12 protein-coding genes are annotated in these 12,810 nt (G+C 73.1%); 9 read left to right on the top strand and 3 right to left on the bottom strand.

All coding sequences use genetic code 11. The features are described 5' to 3' along the window. Window positions 1-263 precede the first annotated feature (263 nt). From C2142_RS26850 to C2142_RS26860, 3 genes are all read left to right on the top strand, one after another. On the top strand, window positions 264-560 hold the full coding sequence (locus tag C2142_RS26850) for an SHOCT domain-containing protein (protein WP_148645323.1): 297 nt from the start codon (window positions 264-266) through the stop codon (window positions 558-560). Beyond that, on the top strand, window positions 557-1,312 hold the full coding sequence (locus C2142_RS26855; protein WP_148645324.1) for an ABC transporter ATP-binding protein: 756 nt from the start codon (window positions 557-559) through the stop codon (window positions 1,310-1,312). The genes C2142_RS26850 and C2142_RS26855 overlap by 4 nt, the downstream gene beginning before the upstream one ends. Before the next feature lie 73 nt (window positions 1,313-1,385). Continuing rightward, window positions 1,386-3,965 (top strand): ABC transporter permease, encoded by a 2,580-nt coding sequence (locus C2142_RS26860; RefSeq protein WP_148645325.1) that lies wholly within the window; start codon window positions 1,386-1,388, stop codon window positions 3,963-3,965. Window positions 3,966-4,130: 165 nt separating this feature from the next. Here C2142_RS26860 and C2142_RS26865 read toward each other — a convergent pair whose 3' ends face one another. From C2142_RS26865 to C2142_RS26875, 3 genes are all read right to left on the bottom strand, one after another. Next, window positions 4,131-4,952, bottom strand: coding sequence for a metallophosphoesterase (locus tag C2142_RS26865; protein ID WP_241003278.1), 822 nt, complete (start codon window positions 4,950-4,952; stop codon window positions 4,131-4,133). A 339-nt stretch (window positions 4,953-5,291) separates the two neighbouring features. Continuing rightward, entirely contained in the window at window positions 5,292-5,618 is a 327-nt protein-coding gene (locus tag C2142_RS26870; RefSeq protein WP_241002800.1) for a DUF4190 domain-containing protein, read from the bottom strand. A 74-nt stretch (window positions 5,619-5,692) separates the two neighbouring features. Further along, the gene (locus C2142_RS26875; RefSeq protein WP_174315750.1) at window positions 5,693-5,848 is read right to left on the bottom strand and encodes a hypothetical protein; all 156 of its coding nucleotides are present in this window, start codon (window positions 5,846-5,848) and stop codon (window positions 5,693-5,695) included. 117 nt (window positions 5,849-5,965) lie between these two features. Here C2142_RS26875 and C2142_RS26880 point away from each other — a divergent pair, with 117 nt between their 5' ends. From C2142_RS26880 to C2142_RS26905, 6 genes are all read left to right on the top strand, one after another. Then, window positions 5,966-6,595 carry a TetR family transcriptional regulator gene (locus C2142_RS26880; RefSeq protein WP_148645327.1) on the top strand — a complete coding sequence of 210 codons (630 nt, stop codon included), beginning with the start codon at window positions 5,966-5,968 and terminating at the stop codon, window positions 6,593-6,595. A 179-nt stretch (window positions 6,596-6,774) separates the two neighbouring features. Further along, window positions 6,775-7,701: a serine protease gene (locus C2142_RS26885; protein ID WP_148645328.1), complete on the top strand. Its 927-nt coding sequence runs from the start codon at window positions 6,775-6,777 to the stop codon at window positions 7,699-7,701. 139 nt (window positions 7,702-7,840) lie between these two features. Continuing rightward, the gene (locus C2142_RS26890; RefSeq protein WP_148645329.1) at window positions 7,841-9,328 is read left to right on the top strand and encodes a S28 family serine protease; all 1,488 of its coding nucleotides are present in this window, start codon (window positions 7,841-7,843) and stop codon (window positions 9,326-9,328) included. A 251-nt stretch (window positions 9,329-9,579) separates the two neighbouring features. After that, entirely contained in the window at window positions 9,580-10,209 is a 630-nt protein-coding gene (locus tag C2142_RS26895; RefSeq protein WP_148645330.1) for a TetR/AcrR family transcriptional regulator, read from the top strand. Further along, window positions 10,193-11,827, top strand: coding sequence for an acyl-CoA dehydrogenase family protein (locus C2142_RS26900; RefSeq protein WP_148645331.1), 1,635 nt, complete (start codon window positions 10,193-10,195; stop codon window positions 11,825-11,827). Before C2142_RS26895 ends, C2142_RS26900 begins: the two co-directional genes overlap by 17 nt. Window positions 11,828-11,895: 68 nt before the next feature. After that, a complete protein-coding gene (locus C2142_RS26905) occupies window positions 11,896-12,798 on the top strand; it encodes an amidohydrolase family protein (protein WP_148645936.1) in 903 nt (300 codons plus the stop codon). The last annotated feature ends 12 nt before the right edge of the window (window positions 12,799-12,810 follow it).

Raw genomic sequence — 12,810 nt, forward strand, 5'->3', positions numbered from 1 at the left:
CCCGCGGTTGAGGAACGCCCTCTGCCACCTCACTACATCCGGTACTCCTTGTCCCGCCGCCCCCGCTTCTGTCCTGCCCGTACTCCCCGCACCCTGCGGCGCGGCCGTCCGTACTCCCGCGGGAGTATCCCGACTGCCGCTCCCTGGAGGACGCGGGAGTAGCTCCCCCGGCGGGAGGCTCAAAGCACTTCGGGAACCCTCCCGAGGTCACTTCGGAACCGTCCCGAGGCCCCTGAAGCCCACCGCCGAGGAGATGAACCACCATGAACACGCTGCTGGCCGACCACGACGGGCACTGGCCGGGCCCCTGGATCCTGCTGATCCCGCTGGCCTGGGCCGCCGTGGTGTTCCTCGTGATCGTCCTCCTGCGCCGGACGGTCTGGCGCCGGGGCTGCGGAGCCGGCCCGGACCACCCGCTGGCCGTACTGGGCCGTCGCTACGCCGAGGGCGACATCGACGCCGACGAGTACCGCGCCAAGCGGGCCGTGCTGACCGAGACACGCCGCACGCAGGAGCGCGGCCCGTTCGGCGGCGACTACCGAGGGGGTGCCGGGAAGTGACCACCCTCGATGTCGTACGCGGCACCGCCGCGCGGGTCGCCGACGCCGTCAAGATCTACGGCGTCGGCGGAACGGAGGTCCGGGCGCTCGACCACGTCACGGTCGAGTTCCCGGCCGGGCGGTTCACCGCGATCATGGGCCCCTCCGGGTCGGGCAAGTCCACCCTGATGCACTGCGCGGCGGGGCTGGACACCCTCACCGCCGGCAGCGCCTACATCGGTGACACCGAGCTGGGCCCGCTCGGCGACCGGCGGCTCACCCTGCTGCGCCGGGAACGGATCGGCTTCGTCTTCCAGGCGTTCAATCTGGTGCCCACGCTCACCGTCCGAGAGAACATCACCCTCCCGCTGGACCTGGCCGGCGCTGCGCCGGACCAGGCCTGGCTGGACGCGCTGATCGACGTCGTCGGCCTCGGTGACCGGCTCCACCACCGCCCGAGCGAGCTCTCGGGCGGCCAGCAGCAGCGCGTCGCGGTGGCCCGGGCGCTCGCCGGGCGGCCGCAGGTGGTCTTCGCCGACGAGCCGACCGGGAACCTCGACTCCCGCACCGGCGGCGAGGTGCTCGGGCTGCTGCGCCGCGCGGTGGACGAGATGGGGCAGGCGGTCGTCATGGTCACCCATGACCCGATGGCCGCCGGGCACGCCGACGAGGCGCTGTTCCTCGCCGACGGCCGCCTGGTCGACCGGATGGAGCGGCCCACCGCCGGCGGGGTGCTGGACCGGATGAAGGCCTTCGAACAGGGGCGGTCATGAGCGGGCGAAGCGGTCGGACGACCCAGGTGTGGGCAGGGGCTCACACCCCTGCGGGGCGAACGGAGGAGGGCGCATGAGCTCCACGACAACCGCCGTCCGGCTCAGTCTGCGCTCCCTGCGCGAGCACAGACGCCGACTGGTCGGCACCTTTCTGTCGATCCTGCTCGGGGTCAGCTTCCTGACCGGGACGATGGTGCTCGGCGACACCCTGCGGGCCAACTTCGACACCCTGTTCGCCGATGCCAACGCCGGGACGGACGTGGTGGTCCGCAGCGCCGACGTGCTCGACTCCCCGGGCACGCCCGGCGGTGTCCGGGCACCCGTCGACACGGCGCTGGCCGACCGGCTGCGCGCCGTCCCCGGGGTGGCGGCCGCCGAGCCGTCCGTCCAGGGCGCGGGCCAGCTGGTCGGCAGTGACGGCAAGCCCGTCGGCGGGCAGGGTCCGCCGACCCTGGCCGGCAACTGGCTCGGCGACAGCCGGCTGAACCCGTACAAGCTTTCGGAGGGCCGCGCGCCCGCCGCTCCCGGCGAGGCAGTGATCAACCGGGGCGCGGCGAAGACCGGAGGCCTGCACCTCGGCTCCACCACCGTGCTGCGCACCCCCGACCCGGTGACGGTCACCATCGTCGGGATCGCCACCTTCGGGGACAGTGCCGACGGGATGGGACCGAGCACCTTCACGGCCCTGGCCTTCGGGGACGCCGAGCGCTACCTCACGCCCAAGGGCAGCGGCCAGGCCGCTTCGATCCAGGTCCGGGCCGCCGGCGGAATCCCGCAGGGCGAGCTGGTGGCGCGGATCGCCCCGCAGCTGCCGGCCGGGGTGGAGGCGGTCACCGGGGCGGCGGCCACCCAGGAGAGCACGGACATGGTGTCCGGGCGGTTCCTGACCATGTTCACCACGCTGCTGCTGGTCTTCGCCGGGATCGCGCTGCTGGTCGCGACCTTCACCATCCACAACACCTTCGCCATCGTGGTCGCCCAGCGGACGAGGGAGAACGCGCTGCTCCGGGCACTCGGCGCGGTGCGCGGCCAAGTGCTGGGCGCGACGCTGGCCGAGGCGCTGGCCGTCGGCGCACTGGCCTCGCTCGGCGGACTGCTCGGCGGGATCGGGGTGGCGGCCGGGCTCAAGGCACTGTTCTCGGCGCTGGGCTTCTCGCTGCCGACCGGTGGCATGGTGATCACCACGGCCGCGGTCGTCCTGCCGCTGCTGGTCGGTACGGTGGTGGCGGTGGGCTCGGCGCTGCTGCCGGCCGTCCGGGCCGGGCGCACCGTGCCGCTGGCGGCGCTGCGCGACACCGGGGTGGACCGGGCGGCCGAGGGACGTTCCGGCACGGTCCGGGTGGCGCTCGGCGCCGTGCTGGTCGCGGCCGGCGTCCCGGCCGCCGTCGTCGGTGCGACCGACGGGCCGTCGGTGACGCTGACCGTCGCCGGTGCGCTGGGCGTTCTGGCGGGCGTGGTGGTGCTCGGCCCGGTCGCCGCGGCCTTCGCGGTCAGGACGCTCGGTGCTCCGCTGACCCGGCTGCGCGGGGTCTCCGGCACGCTGGCCCGGTGCAACGCGGCCCGTAACCCGCGTCGGACGTCGGCGACCGCGAGCGCGCTGATGATCGGCGTCGCCGTGGTCACCCTGTTCACGGTGTTCGGCGCTTCCGTCAAGGCCACCCTGGACGCCACGGTGAGTTCCTCCTTCGCCGGGGATCTCGCCGTCACCGCGCCCTCGTTCGGTGCGGGCGGCAGCGGGGTCAGCCCGAAGCTGGCCGACGCGCTGGCCCAACTGCCCGAGGTCCGGCAGACGGTGGGCCTCGGCCGCGGCGTCGCACGGATCGACGGCCACGGGCGGACGCTGGACGTCACCGATCCGGCGCGGCTGGCCGGGATCGTCGACCTCGGCCGGGTCGACGGCACGCTCGACGCCCTGGGCACGGACGGCCTGGCGGTCTCGCGCAGCGAGGCCGGACAGCACAGTTGGAGGCTGGGCCAGAGCGTCACCGTCGGCTTCGCGGACGGCGTGAGCGGCACGTTCACCGTCCGCGCCCTGTACGAGGGCGGCGGGCTGGCCGGCGACTACCTGATAACCCGCCAGGCCTGGGCCCCGCACCGCGGTCAGGACTCTGACACCGTGGTGGCCGTGGGCCTGAAGAGCGGAGTGGCGCTCGGGGCCGGCAGGGCGGCCGTCGAGAAGGCCGCGGCCCCGTTCGGGAACCCGAAGGTGCAGGACCGGGACGAGTACGCGGCGAGCGCCGCCGGAGGGGTCGACATGATGCTCTCGGTGGTCTACGCACTGCTGGCGCTCGCGGTCCTGATCGCGCTGCTCGGCATCGCCAACACGTTGACGCTGGCCGTGCACGAGCGGACCAGGGAGCTGGGTCTGCTGCGGGCGGTCGGCCAGACCAGGGCGCAGTTGCGGGCCATGGTGCGCTGGGAGTCGGTGCTGGTGGCCGCGTTCGGCACGGTGGGCGGGCTCGGTCTCGGGGCCTTCCTCGGCTGGGCACTGGTGCGGGCCTCGGACAGCGCGGGGACGGGCTCGTTCGCGATACCGCCGGGGCAGCTCGCGGTGGTGCTGGTGGCCGGGCTGCTGGCCGGCGCGGTGGCCGGCCTCCGTCCGGCGGGCCGGGCGGCGCGGCTGGACGTGCTCCGGGCGATCGCGACGGAGTGAGGCGGGCGGGTGGGTGCAGGGGCCGGCTGCACCCACCGTGGACCCGCGGGCCGCGGCGACTCCGCGCCGCGGCACTCCGGGCCGCCCGCGCCTCAGCTCTCCGGCTCTCAGCTCCTCCGGCCGTCAGCTCCTCAGGACCTCGAAGCCGCGGGCCGGAGGGTGGCCTCAGCCGCCCTGCGGGAACACCTCCCGCAGCAGCGGGTCCGGCAGGCCGCGGCGGTGCCACTCGCGGGGGTAGCCGAGCGAGACCTCCTCGAAGCGGACGCCGTCGTAGGAGGTCACCCGGGGGATGTGCAGATGGCCGTAGATCATCGCGGCGGTGTTGAAGCGGCGGTGCCAGTCGGCCGTCAGCTCGGTGCCGCACCACTGGGCGAACTCCGGGTACCAGAGGACCTCGGTGGGGTGGCGCACCAGCGGATAGTGGTTGACCAGGACCAGCGGCAGGTCCGGGTCGTGGGCGGCGAGCCGCTCTTCGGTGATCCGGACGCGCTCGCGGCACCAGGAGTCGCGGTCCGGGAACGGGTCCGGGTGGAGCATCCGCTCGTCCGCGCAGACCACGCCGCTGCTGTAGGCGGCTGCCAGGGACTCCTCCTTGGTGGTCGTCCCCGGCGCACGGAAGGAGTAGTCGTACAGCAGGAAGAGCGGCGCCACGGCGACCGGTCCGCCGGCGCCCTCCCAGACCGGGTACGGGTCCTCGGGGGTGACGACACCGAGACGGCGGCAGAGCTCCACCAGGTACTCGTAACGGGCCACGCCGCGCAGCTGTACCGGGTCGTCCGGGTGGGTCCACAGCTCGTGGTTGCCGGGGGCCCAGATCACGCGGGCGAAGCGTTCGGCCAGGAGGCCCAGGCTCCACTCGATGGAGGTGGTGATTTCGGCGATGTCACCGGCGACGATCAACCAGTCGTCAGGGGAGTCCGGCTCCAGCTTCTCCAGCAGGTCGCGGTTCTCCTGGTAGGAGACGTGGAGGTCGCTCACGGCGAGCAGCCGGCCCGCCCGTCCGGGGGCGCCGGGGCCTCCCGTCGGTTCCGACTGCGCGTCACTCTGGTACTCGGTCGTCACTCCAGCCCCCATACATTCACCCGGCCGATAGCGTCACAGTACGGGGACGGGCGGGTGCGGCGCCGCGGATTGGCTGGATCAGTCGTTCGAGTGGCGTGGTTCCTGCGCTGGCCAGAGCGGTCCGCGGAGGCTGCAGGGCCGCACGGTCGGGCTACCCGAGGGCACCCGCCATCCGGGGCTCGCCACATGAGCGCACCCGCCATCCGGGGCTCGCCGCCCGAGCGCACCCGCCATCCGGGGCTCGCCGCCCGAGCCGTTACCGGCTCAGGTGCCGAGCTGCCAGAGCACACCGTGGTCGGCGGCGGTGGTGACGGCCAGGAGGGCCAGGGCGGCGACGCCGAGCACCAGGCCGAGAACGGCGCGTCCGCGGCGGCGGGTGCCCCGGACGAGGGCGAGCGTGGCGAGGACGATGGCGAGCGGTCCGAGGACGATGTTGAAGAGCAGCAGGCCGGGCAGGCCGAGCAGGAAGGAGGCGACGGCCAGGTTGTCGGCTTCGGAGGTGGTGTGACGGCGCGTCGTGCCCGTGCCAGCGTCCACGGCGGTGCGGGCGTCGATGCTCGTGACAGCGCTGGTGCTCGTGGCGGTGCTCATGGTGGTGGTGAGTCCTTCCGAGGAGGGCAGAGGCCGGTGGGTCAGAAGGTCGGAGGGCGGAGGGGGGTGTCGGCTCAGCGCTGACGCAGACGGGCGATGCCCTCGCGGGCGCCGAACGCGAGCAGCCAGGCGGCGATGGCGGCGGAGGCGGTGAGGAAGACCGGGAGCGAGGTGTGGGCGGCGGCGCCGACGAGGACGCCCATGGCGATCAGGGCGGTGAGCAGGATCATGGCGTGCCCTTCCGGGAGCAGACGGTGCGAGACTTTGGGTTTACAAGTGTTCGCTGAATCCTTGGCCACTCTACGCCCGGCTGGCCAAGTTCGGCAAACACTTGTTTACTGAATGGCGTGAGGCACAGTGTGGGGGCCAGACAGGCCCAGAAGCAGCAGAGTCGGCGTGCGTTGCTGGATGCGGGGCTCGGCCTGCTGGCCGATCAGAACCTGGCGAGCCTCGGCGTGCGCGAGGTCACCCGTGCCGCCGGGCTGTCGCCGGCCGCGTTCTACCGCCACTTCCCCGACCTCGCCGCCCTTGGCGTGGCGCTGGTCGAGGAGTCGCTCGCCAGTCTCCATGTGATGGTCCGCTCGGTGCTCGCCGGTGCGGGCGGGGCGGAGGAGCTGATCGACCGGACGGTGGACGTCATCGAGCAGCACGTCCGCGAGCACCACGCTCACGTGCGCTTCCTGTCCCGCGAGCGGCACGGCGGTGTGCGGCAGGTGCGGGAGGCGATCGACGCCGAACTGGGGCGGTTCGCCGAGGAGGTGGGCGCGGCGCTCGCGCTCCAGCCGGTGTCCGAGGGGTGGAGCCGGGAGGATCTGCGAATGCTGGCCGAGCTCTACGTCGACCACATGGTCTCCACGGCCGCGGCCTTCCTTGAGGCGCAGGAGGCGGATCCGGCCCGTGAGCGGCGGATCGCCGCCACCGCCAGGCTCCAGCTCCGGCTGATCAGCCTCGGCCGCCGTCACTGGCAAGGTGGCTGAGGCCGGTCGGGGTGGTTGAGGCCGGTTGGGGTGGTTGAGGCCGGTCGGGATGGCCGGGGCCGGTCGGGGTGGCCGGGGGTGGGGGAGCGGTCGACCGTACCCCTCGTTTATGGGTGGACTCTTGACATCTCGTCATGTCCGCGCCAGCTTGGGTGCACCCCCACAACGAGAGGTCTCTCATGAAGAAGCCGCTCATAGGCATGCTCTCCACGCTCCTGCTCGCCGGGGCCACCGCCCTCGCCGCAGCCCCCGCAGCAACCGCGGCCCCCGCCGAGACCGGAGCCACCACCGCAGCCGCCGCAGCCGCCGAGACGTCCGCAGTCACCGCGGAGAACGTCGCGGAAGCCGCCGGGACGCAGGTGCGGGCCGCCGCCGCGGTGAACTTCGCCGGTACGGTGGCGCTCAGCAACTGCTCCGGCTCGCTGGTCCGCCTCCCCGGCTCGGCCGCCACGGACCCGGCGCTCGTCCTCTCGAACGGCCACTGCCTGGAGAGCGGGTTCCCCGGTCCCGGCGAGGTCGTGGTCAACCAGGCGTCCAGCCGCACCTTCTCGCTGCTCAACTCCACCGGCGGCAAGGCCGCGACGCTGCGCGCCACCAAGGTGGTCTACGGGACCATGACCGACACCGACGTGTCGATCTACCAGCTGAACACCACCTACGCCTCGATCCAGTCGCGCTACGGGATCGCCCCGCTGACCATCGCGGCGGGCCACCCGGTCCAAGGCACCTCGATCAAGGTGGTCTCCGGGTACTGGAAGAAGATCTACTCCTGCTCGGTCGACGGCTTCGTCTACCGGCTGAAGGAGGGCTCCTGGACCTGGAAGGACTCGGTCCGCTACACCTCCAGCTGCAACACCATCGGCGGCACCTCCGGCTCGCCCGTGGTCGACGTCAACACCGGCCAGGTCGTCGCCGTGAACAACACCGGCAACGAGGACGGCCAGCGCTGCACCGACAACAACCCGTGCGAGGTGGACCAGAACGGGGTGGTGACCGTCCGCCAGGGCATCAACTACGCCCAGGAGACCTACGGCATCCCGGCCTGCTTCGCGGCGGGCAACCGCCTCGACCTCACCCTGCCCGGCTGCACCCTGCCGCGCCCCTGACCTGCACACCTTTCCCCGGTGGGCCATCCGCGATCGGCGGGTGGCCCACTCGGCCGTCTACCGGACGGCCGTCCGACCGGCGGCCGGCCACCGGCTGCCGGAGAGTGTCGAACAGTTCCGTTGACCCGATGGAGAGTTGATGTCCACCAAGCTCAGAAGGCTGTTGGTCGCCGTTCTGCTGATACCGCTGCTCGGCCTCGGCCTGGCGACGCCCGCGTTCGCGCAGGGGGAGCCCGGCAGCGCGGAGACCGGTGCGCAGGCCTCCGCCGGACCGTCCGTCGCGGACGACGCCTCGGCCGACATCAAGGACCGGCTGGCGGCGATCCCCGGGATGGCCGTCACCGAGGAGAAGCCCACCGACGCCGACCACCGGTACTTCCTCCTCACGTACACCCAGCCGATCGACCACTTCCGCCCGTGGCTCGGTACGTTCCAGCAGCGGCTGAGCGTGCTGCACCGGGGCTACGACCGCCCGACGGTCTTCTACACCAACGGCTACACCCTCGGCACCAACCCCTCGCGCACCGAGCCGACCCGGCTGACCGACGGCAACCAGGTCTCCATCGAGTACCGCTACTTCACGCCGTCCCGCCCGGAGCCCGCCGACTGGACCAAGGCCGGCATCCAGCAGGCGGCCACCGACTCGCACCGGATCATCACCGCCCTCAAGCGGATCTACCACCGCGCGTGGCTCTCGACCGGGGCCAGCAAGGGCGGCATGTCCTCCACCTACCACCGGCGCTTCTTCCCGGAGGACGTGGACGGCACCATCGCGTACGTCGCGCCGAACGACGTCGACAACCGCGAGGACTCCGCGTACACCGAGTTCTTCAAGAACGTCGGCACCCCGGAGTGCCGTGCCGCGCTGAACGCCGCGCAGCGTGAGCTGCTGGTCCGCCGCGACCGGCTGGAGGCGCGCTACACGGCCGACAACGCCGCCGCCGGTTCGACCTTCACCACCACCGGCAGCGCGGACCGGGCGTACGAGGCGGGCGTGCTCGACGTGGTCTGGGCGTTCTGGCAGTACAGCACCGAGGCGGACTGTGCCAAGGTCCCGCCGGGGGCCGCCGCCACCGACGACCAGCTGTACGCGTGGTTCGACGAGCAGTCCGGCATCACCGGCAACAGCGACCAGTCGCTCGCCAAGTACACCGCGTACTACTACCAGGCGGGCACCGAGCTGGGCTCGCCCACCTTCGAGGTCCCGCACCTCAAGGGCCTGCAGCACTACGACTTCAAGGAGCTGTACTCGCCGCGCACCTACGTGCCGAAGAGCATCCCGATGCGCTTCGACCCGTCCGCGATGCGTGACATCGACCGCTGGGTGAAGCACTCGGCCGAGCGGATCATCTTCGTCTACGGGCAGAACGACCCGTGGGGCGCCGAGCCGTTCCGGCTGGGCTGGGGCAGTGAGGACAGCCACGTCTACACCGTGCCCGGCGGCAATCACGGTTCCAACATCGGCAAGCTGCCGGCGGCGGAGTCGGCCGAGGCCACCGCGAAGGTGCTGGAGTGGGCGGGTCTGGCCGACCCGGAGGCCGCCCGCTCGCTGGCCCAGTCGCACCAGGTCCCGCCGTTCGGTCCGCTGGACGAGGAGGGTCTGAAGCTGGAGCACCACCGCCTGTAACGGCGGCGGGCGACCACCCAGGATCCGCGAGGGGCCACCCGGCCGGCATGCCGCCGACGGGTGGCCCCTTCTCATGCGCCCGCACCCCGCCCCCACCCCCGCCCGCTGCACCGGCCGGCACTCGCCCGCGCCCACCCCGGCGGGGGAAGCCCCAGTGGAAGGCCCCAGCGGGAAGCCCCGGGGGGAGCCCCGGTGGGGAAAGCGGCGCGCGCCCCCTCCCCGAAGCAGTGAATCGGTGCTTCAATGCTTCCATGGCCTACCGACGCACGCCCGCCGTACAAGCCCGCCTGGACGCCCAGCGCGAGGCGGTGCTCCAGGCGGCGGTCGGGCTGCTCGCCGAGCGCGGCTACGGCGGCTGCTCGATGGCCGCCGTGGCGGACCGAGCCGGGATCGCCACCGGCAGTCTCTACCAGCACTTCGCCAACAAGGCCGAGCTGTCCGTCGAACTGTTCCGCCGGGTGGTCACCCGCGAGATCGCCGCCGTCAACGAGGCCGTCGCCCACCGCGAGACCCCGCAGCAGCGGATCGCCGCCGTCGTCGAGACCTTCGCCGCCCGAGCCCTGCGGGCACCGCGGCTCGCCTACGCGCTGCTGGTCGAGCCGGCCGACGCGGTCGTGGACGCCGAACGCCTGGTGTTCCGGCGGGCGTTCCGCGACGTGATCGCCACCGAGATCACCGCGGCCGTGGCGGCCGGCCAACTGCCCCGGCAGGACCCGGAGCTGACGGCGGCCGGCATCGTCGGGGCGGTCGGCGAGGCGCTGGCGGGCCCGCTCGCCGAGGCCCACACACCCGCTACCGGGGACACGCCGCCCGAGGTGGTCCCCGCCCTGGTCTCCTTCACCCTGCGTGCCCTGGGAGGACGCGATGACAGCGACGCATGAGGTCACCAACCAGGTGCCCCTGCCGTACGGACACGACACCGCCGCCGACCCGGCGCTGATCGCCGCCCTGCACCGGGCCGGCGCCGGCTGGGCCGAGCCCGAGCTGCACGAGCTGGGCCGGCTGGCCGGCTCCGAACAGGCCGCCGAGTGGGGCCGGTTGGCCAACGAGAACCCGCCGGTGCTGCGCACCCACGACCGCTTCGGCCACCGGATCGACGAGGTGGAGTTCCACCCGGCCTGGCACGAGCTGATGCGCACCGCCGTCGGCCACGGTCTGCACGCCGCGCCCTGGCGTGACGACCGGCCGGGCGCACACGCCGCCCGCGCGGCCAAGTTCTTCGTCTGGGGCCAGGTCGAGGCCGGCCACACCTGCCCCGTCTCCATGACGTACGCGGCGGTCCCCGCCCTGCGCGCGAACCCGGCCCTCGCGGCCGAGTTGGAGCCGCTGCTCGCCGCCACCGAGTACGACTTCGGGCTGCGCGAGCCGCGCGGCAAGCGCGGGCTGATCGCCGGCATGTCGATGACCGAGAAGCAGGGCGGCTCGGACGTCCGCACCAACACCACCACCGCCACCCCGCACGCGGACGGCACCTACCGCCTGACCGGTCACAAGTGGTTCACCTCGGCGCCGATGTCGGACCTCTTCCTGACGCTGGCCCAGGCGCCGGGCGGGCTGAGCTGCTTCATGCTGCCGCGCGTCCTCCCGGACGGCGGTCGCAACCGCCTCCACCTCCAGCGGCTCAAGGACAAGCTGGGCAACAAGTCCAACGCCTCCGCCGAGATCGAGTACGACGGCGCGGTCGGATGGCTGGTCGGCGAGGAGGGGCGGGGAGTCCCGACCATCATCGAGATGGTCAACATGACCCGCCTCGACTGCTCCATCGGAGCCGCCTCCGGCATGCGTCTCGGCGCCACCCGGGCCGTCCACCACGCCGTCCACCGCCACGCGTTCGGCAGGGCGCTGGTCGACCAGCCGTTGATGCGCAACGTGCTCGCCGACCTGGTGGTGGAGTCCGAGGCGGCCACGGTCGTCGCGATGCGGCTCGCCCAGGCCACCGACCGGGCCCTCGCCGGGGACGAGACCGAGAAGCTGGTGCGGCGGCTGGGGCTGGCCGTCACCAAGTACTGGGTCTGCAAGCGCGGGCCGGCGCACGCGGCGGAGGCCCTGGAGTGCCTGGGCGGCAACGGCTACGTCGAGGAGTCCGGCATGCCCCGGCTCTACCGGGAGGCGCCGCTGGTCTCGATCTGGGAGGGCTCCGGCAACGTCGCGGCCCTGGACGCGCTGCGCGCCATGGCCAGGCGGCCGGAGAGCGTCGAGGCCTTCCTCGGCGAGCTGGACGCGGCGGCCGGCGCGGACCGCCGGCTCGACGCGGCCGTCGCCGAACTCCGCAAGCAGCTCGCCGACCTGGGCGACGTGGAGTTCCGGACGCGCCGGCTGGTCGAGTCGATGGCGCTGGCCTTCCAGGGCTCGCTGCTGGTCCGCCACGGCGACCCGGCGGTGGCGGACGCCTTCTGCGCCTCCCGGCTCGGCGGCGACCACGGAGCGGCCTTCGGCACCCTGCCGTCCGGGACCGACGCCGGGGCGATCATCGACCGCGCCCGCCCGGTGCCCGCATGAGCGACAAAGCCCGCATGAGCGACGAAGCCCGCATGAGCGACGCCACCGTCAGGGCCGACGGCGCGGCCATGAGCGACGCCGTCGACAGGAGTGCCGAGGCGGCCGAGGTCCGCGCCTTCTGGCAGCGCCTCGGCCTGCCCGGTCTGATCGACGTGCACACCCACTTCATGCCGCAGAACGTCCTCGACAAGGTGTGGGCGTACTTCGACGCGGCGGGCCCGCTGGTCGATCGGCCGTGGCCGATCACCTACCGGCTGGCCGAGGACCAACGCGTCCAGTGCCTGCGGGACTTCGGCGTCCGGGCGTTCACTGCGATGCTCTACCCGCACAAGGCCGGCATGGCCGCCTGGCTCAATGCCTGGGCCGCCGGCTTCGCCGCCCGTACCCCGGACTGCCTGCACACCGCGACCTTCTTCCCCGAGCCCGGCGCGCCCGCGTACGTGGCCCGGGCGATCGAGGACGGCGCCCGGGTCTTCAAGGCGCACGTCCAGGTCGGCGGGTACGACCCGACGGATCGGCTGCTCGACGAGGTGTGGGGCCTGCTCGCCGAGACCGGCACGCCGGTGGTCACGCACTGCGGCTCCGGACCCGTCCCCGGCAAGTACACCGGGGCCGGCCCGATCGGCGAGGTGCTGGCCCGGCACCCGCGGCTGGCCGTGGTGGTGGCCCACCTGGGGCTGCCCGAGTACACCGACTTCCTCGACCTCGCCGAGCGGTACCCGCACGTGCGGCTCGACACCACCATCGCGTTCACCGACTTCGTCGAGCGCGACACCCCGTTCCCGCCCGCCGAACTGCCGCGCCTGGTCGGGCTCCAGGACCGGGTCCTGCTCGGCAGCGACTTCCCCAGCATCCCGTACCGCTACGTGCACCAGCTGGAGGCGCTGGACCGGCTGGGCCTGGGGGAGGAGTGGCTGCGCGCGGTCTGCCACGACAACGCGGCCCGGCTGTTCGGCCTCGCCGACCGCTGAGGCGGGCGCGCC

Origin of the sequence: Streptomyces sp. CB01881 (assembly GCF_002953255.1) — a bacterium.
Classification (GTDB): Bacteria; Actinomycetota; Actinomycetes; order Streptomycetales; family Streptomycetaceae; genus Kitasatospora.

What these genes read in the sequence shown, in the direction of transcription:
- C2142_RS26850 (WP_148645323.1), top strand. Translation starts at nt 264, where the DNA reads ATGAACACGCTGCTGGCCGACCACGACGGGCACTGGCCGGGCCCCTGG.
- C2142_RS26860 (WP_148645325.1), top strand. Translation starts at nt 1,386, where the DNA reads ATGAGCTCCACGACAACCGCCGTCCGGCTCAGTCTGCGCTCCCTGCGC.
- C2142_RS26870 (WP_241002800.1), bottom strand. Translation starts at nt 5,618, where the DNA reads ATGAGCACCGCCACGAGCACCAGCGCTGTCACGAGCATCGACGCCCGC.
- C2142_RS26875 (WP_174315750.1), bottom strand. Translation starts at nt 5,848, where the DNA reads ATGATCCTGCTCACCGCCCTGATCGCCATGGGCGTCCTCGTCGGCGCC.
- C2142_RS26885 (WP_148645328.1), top strand. Translation starts at nt 6,775, where the DNA reads ATGAAGAAGCCGCTCATAGGCATGCTCTCCACGCTCCTGCTCGCCGGG.
- C2142_RS26890 (WP_148645329.1), top strand. Translation starts at nt 7,841, where the DNA reads ATGTCCACCAAGCTCAGAAGGCTGTTGGTCGCCGTTCTGCTGATACCG.
- C2142_RS26895 (WP_148645330.1), top strand. Translation starts at nt 9,580, where the DNA reads ATGGCCTACCGACGCACGCCCGCCGTACAAGCCCGCCTGGACGCCCAG.
- C2142_RS26900 (WP_148645331.1), top strand. Translation starts at nt 10,193, where the DNA reads ATGACAGCGACGCATGAGGTCACCAACCAGGTGCCCCTGCCGTACGGA.
- C2142_RS26905 (WP_148645936.1), top strand. Translation starts at nt 11,896, where the DNA reads ATGAGCGACGCCGTCGACAGGAGTGCCGAGGCGGCCGAGGTCCGCGCC.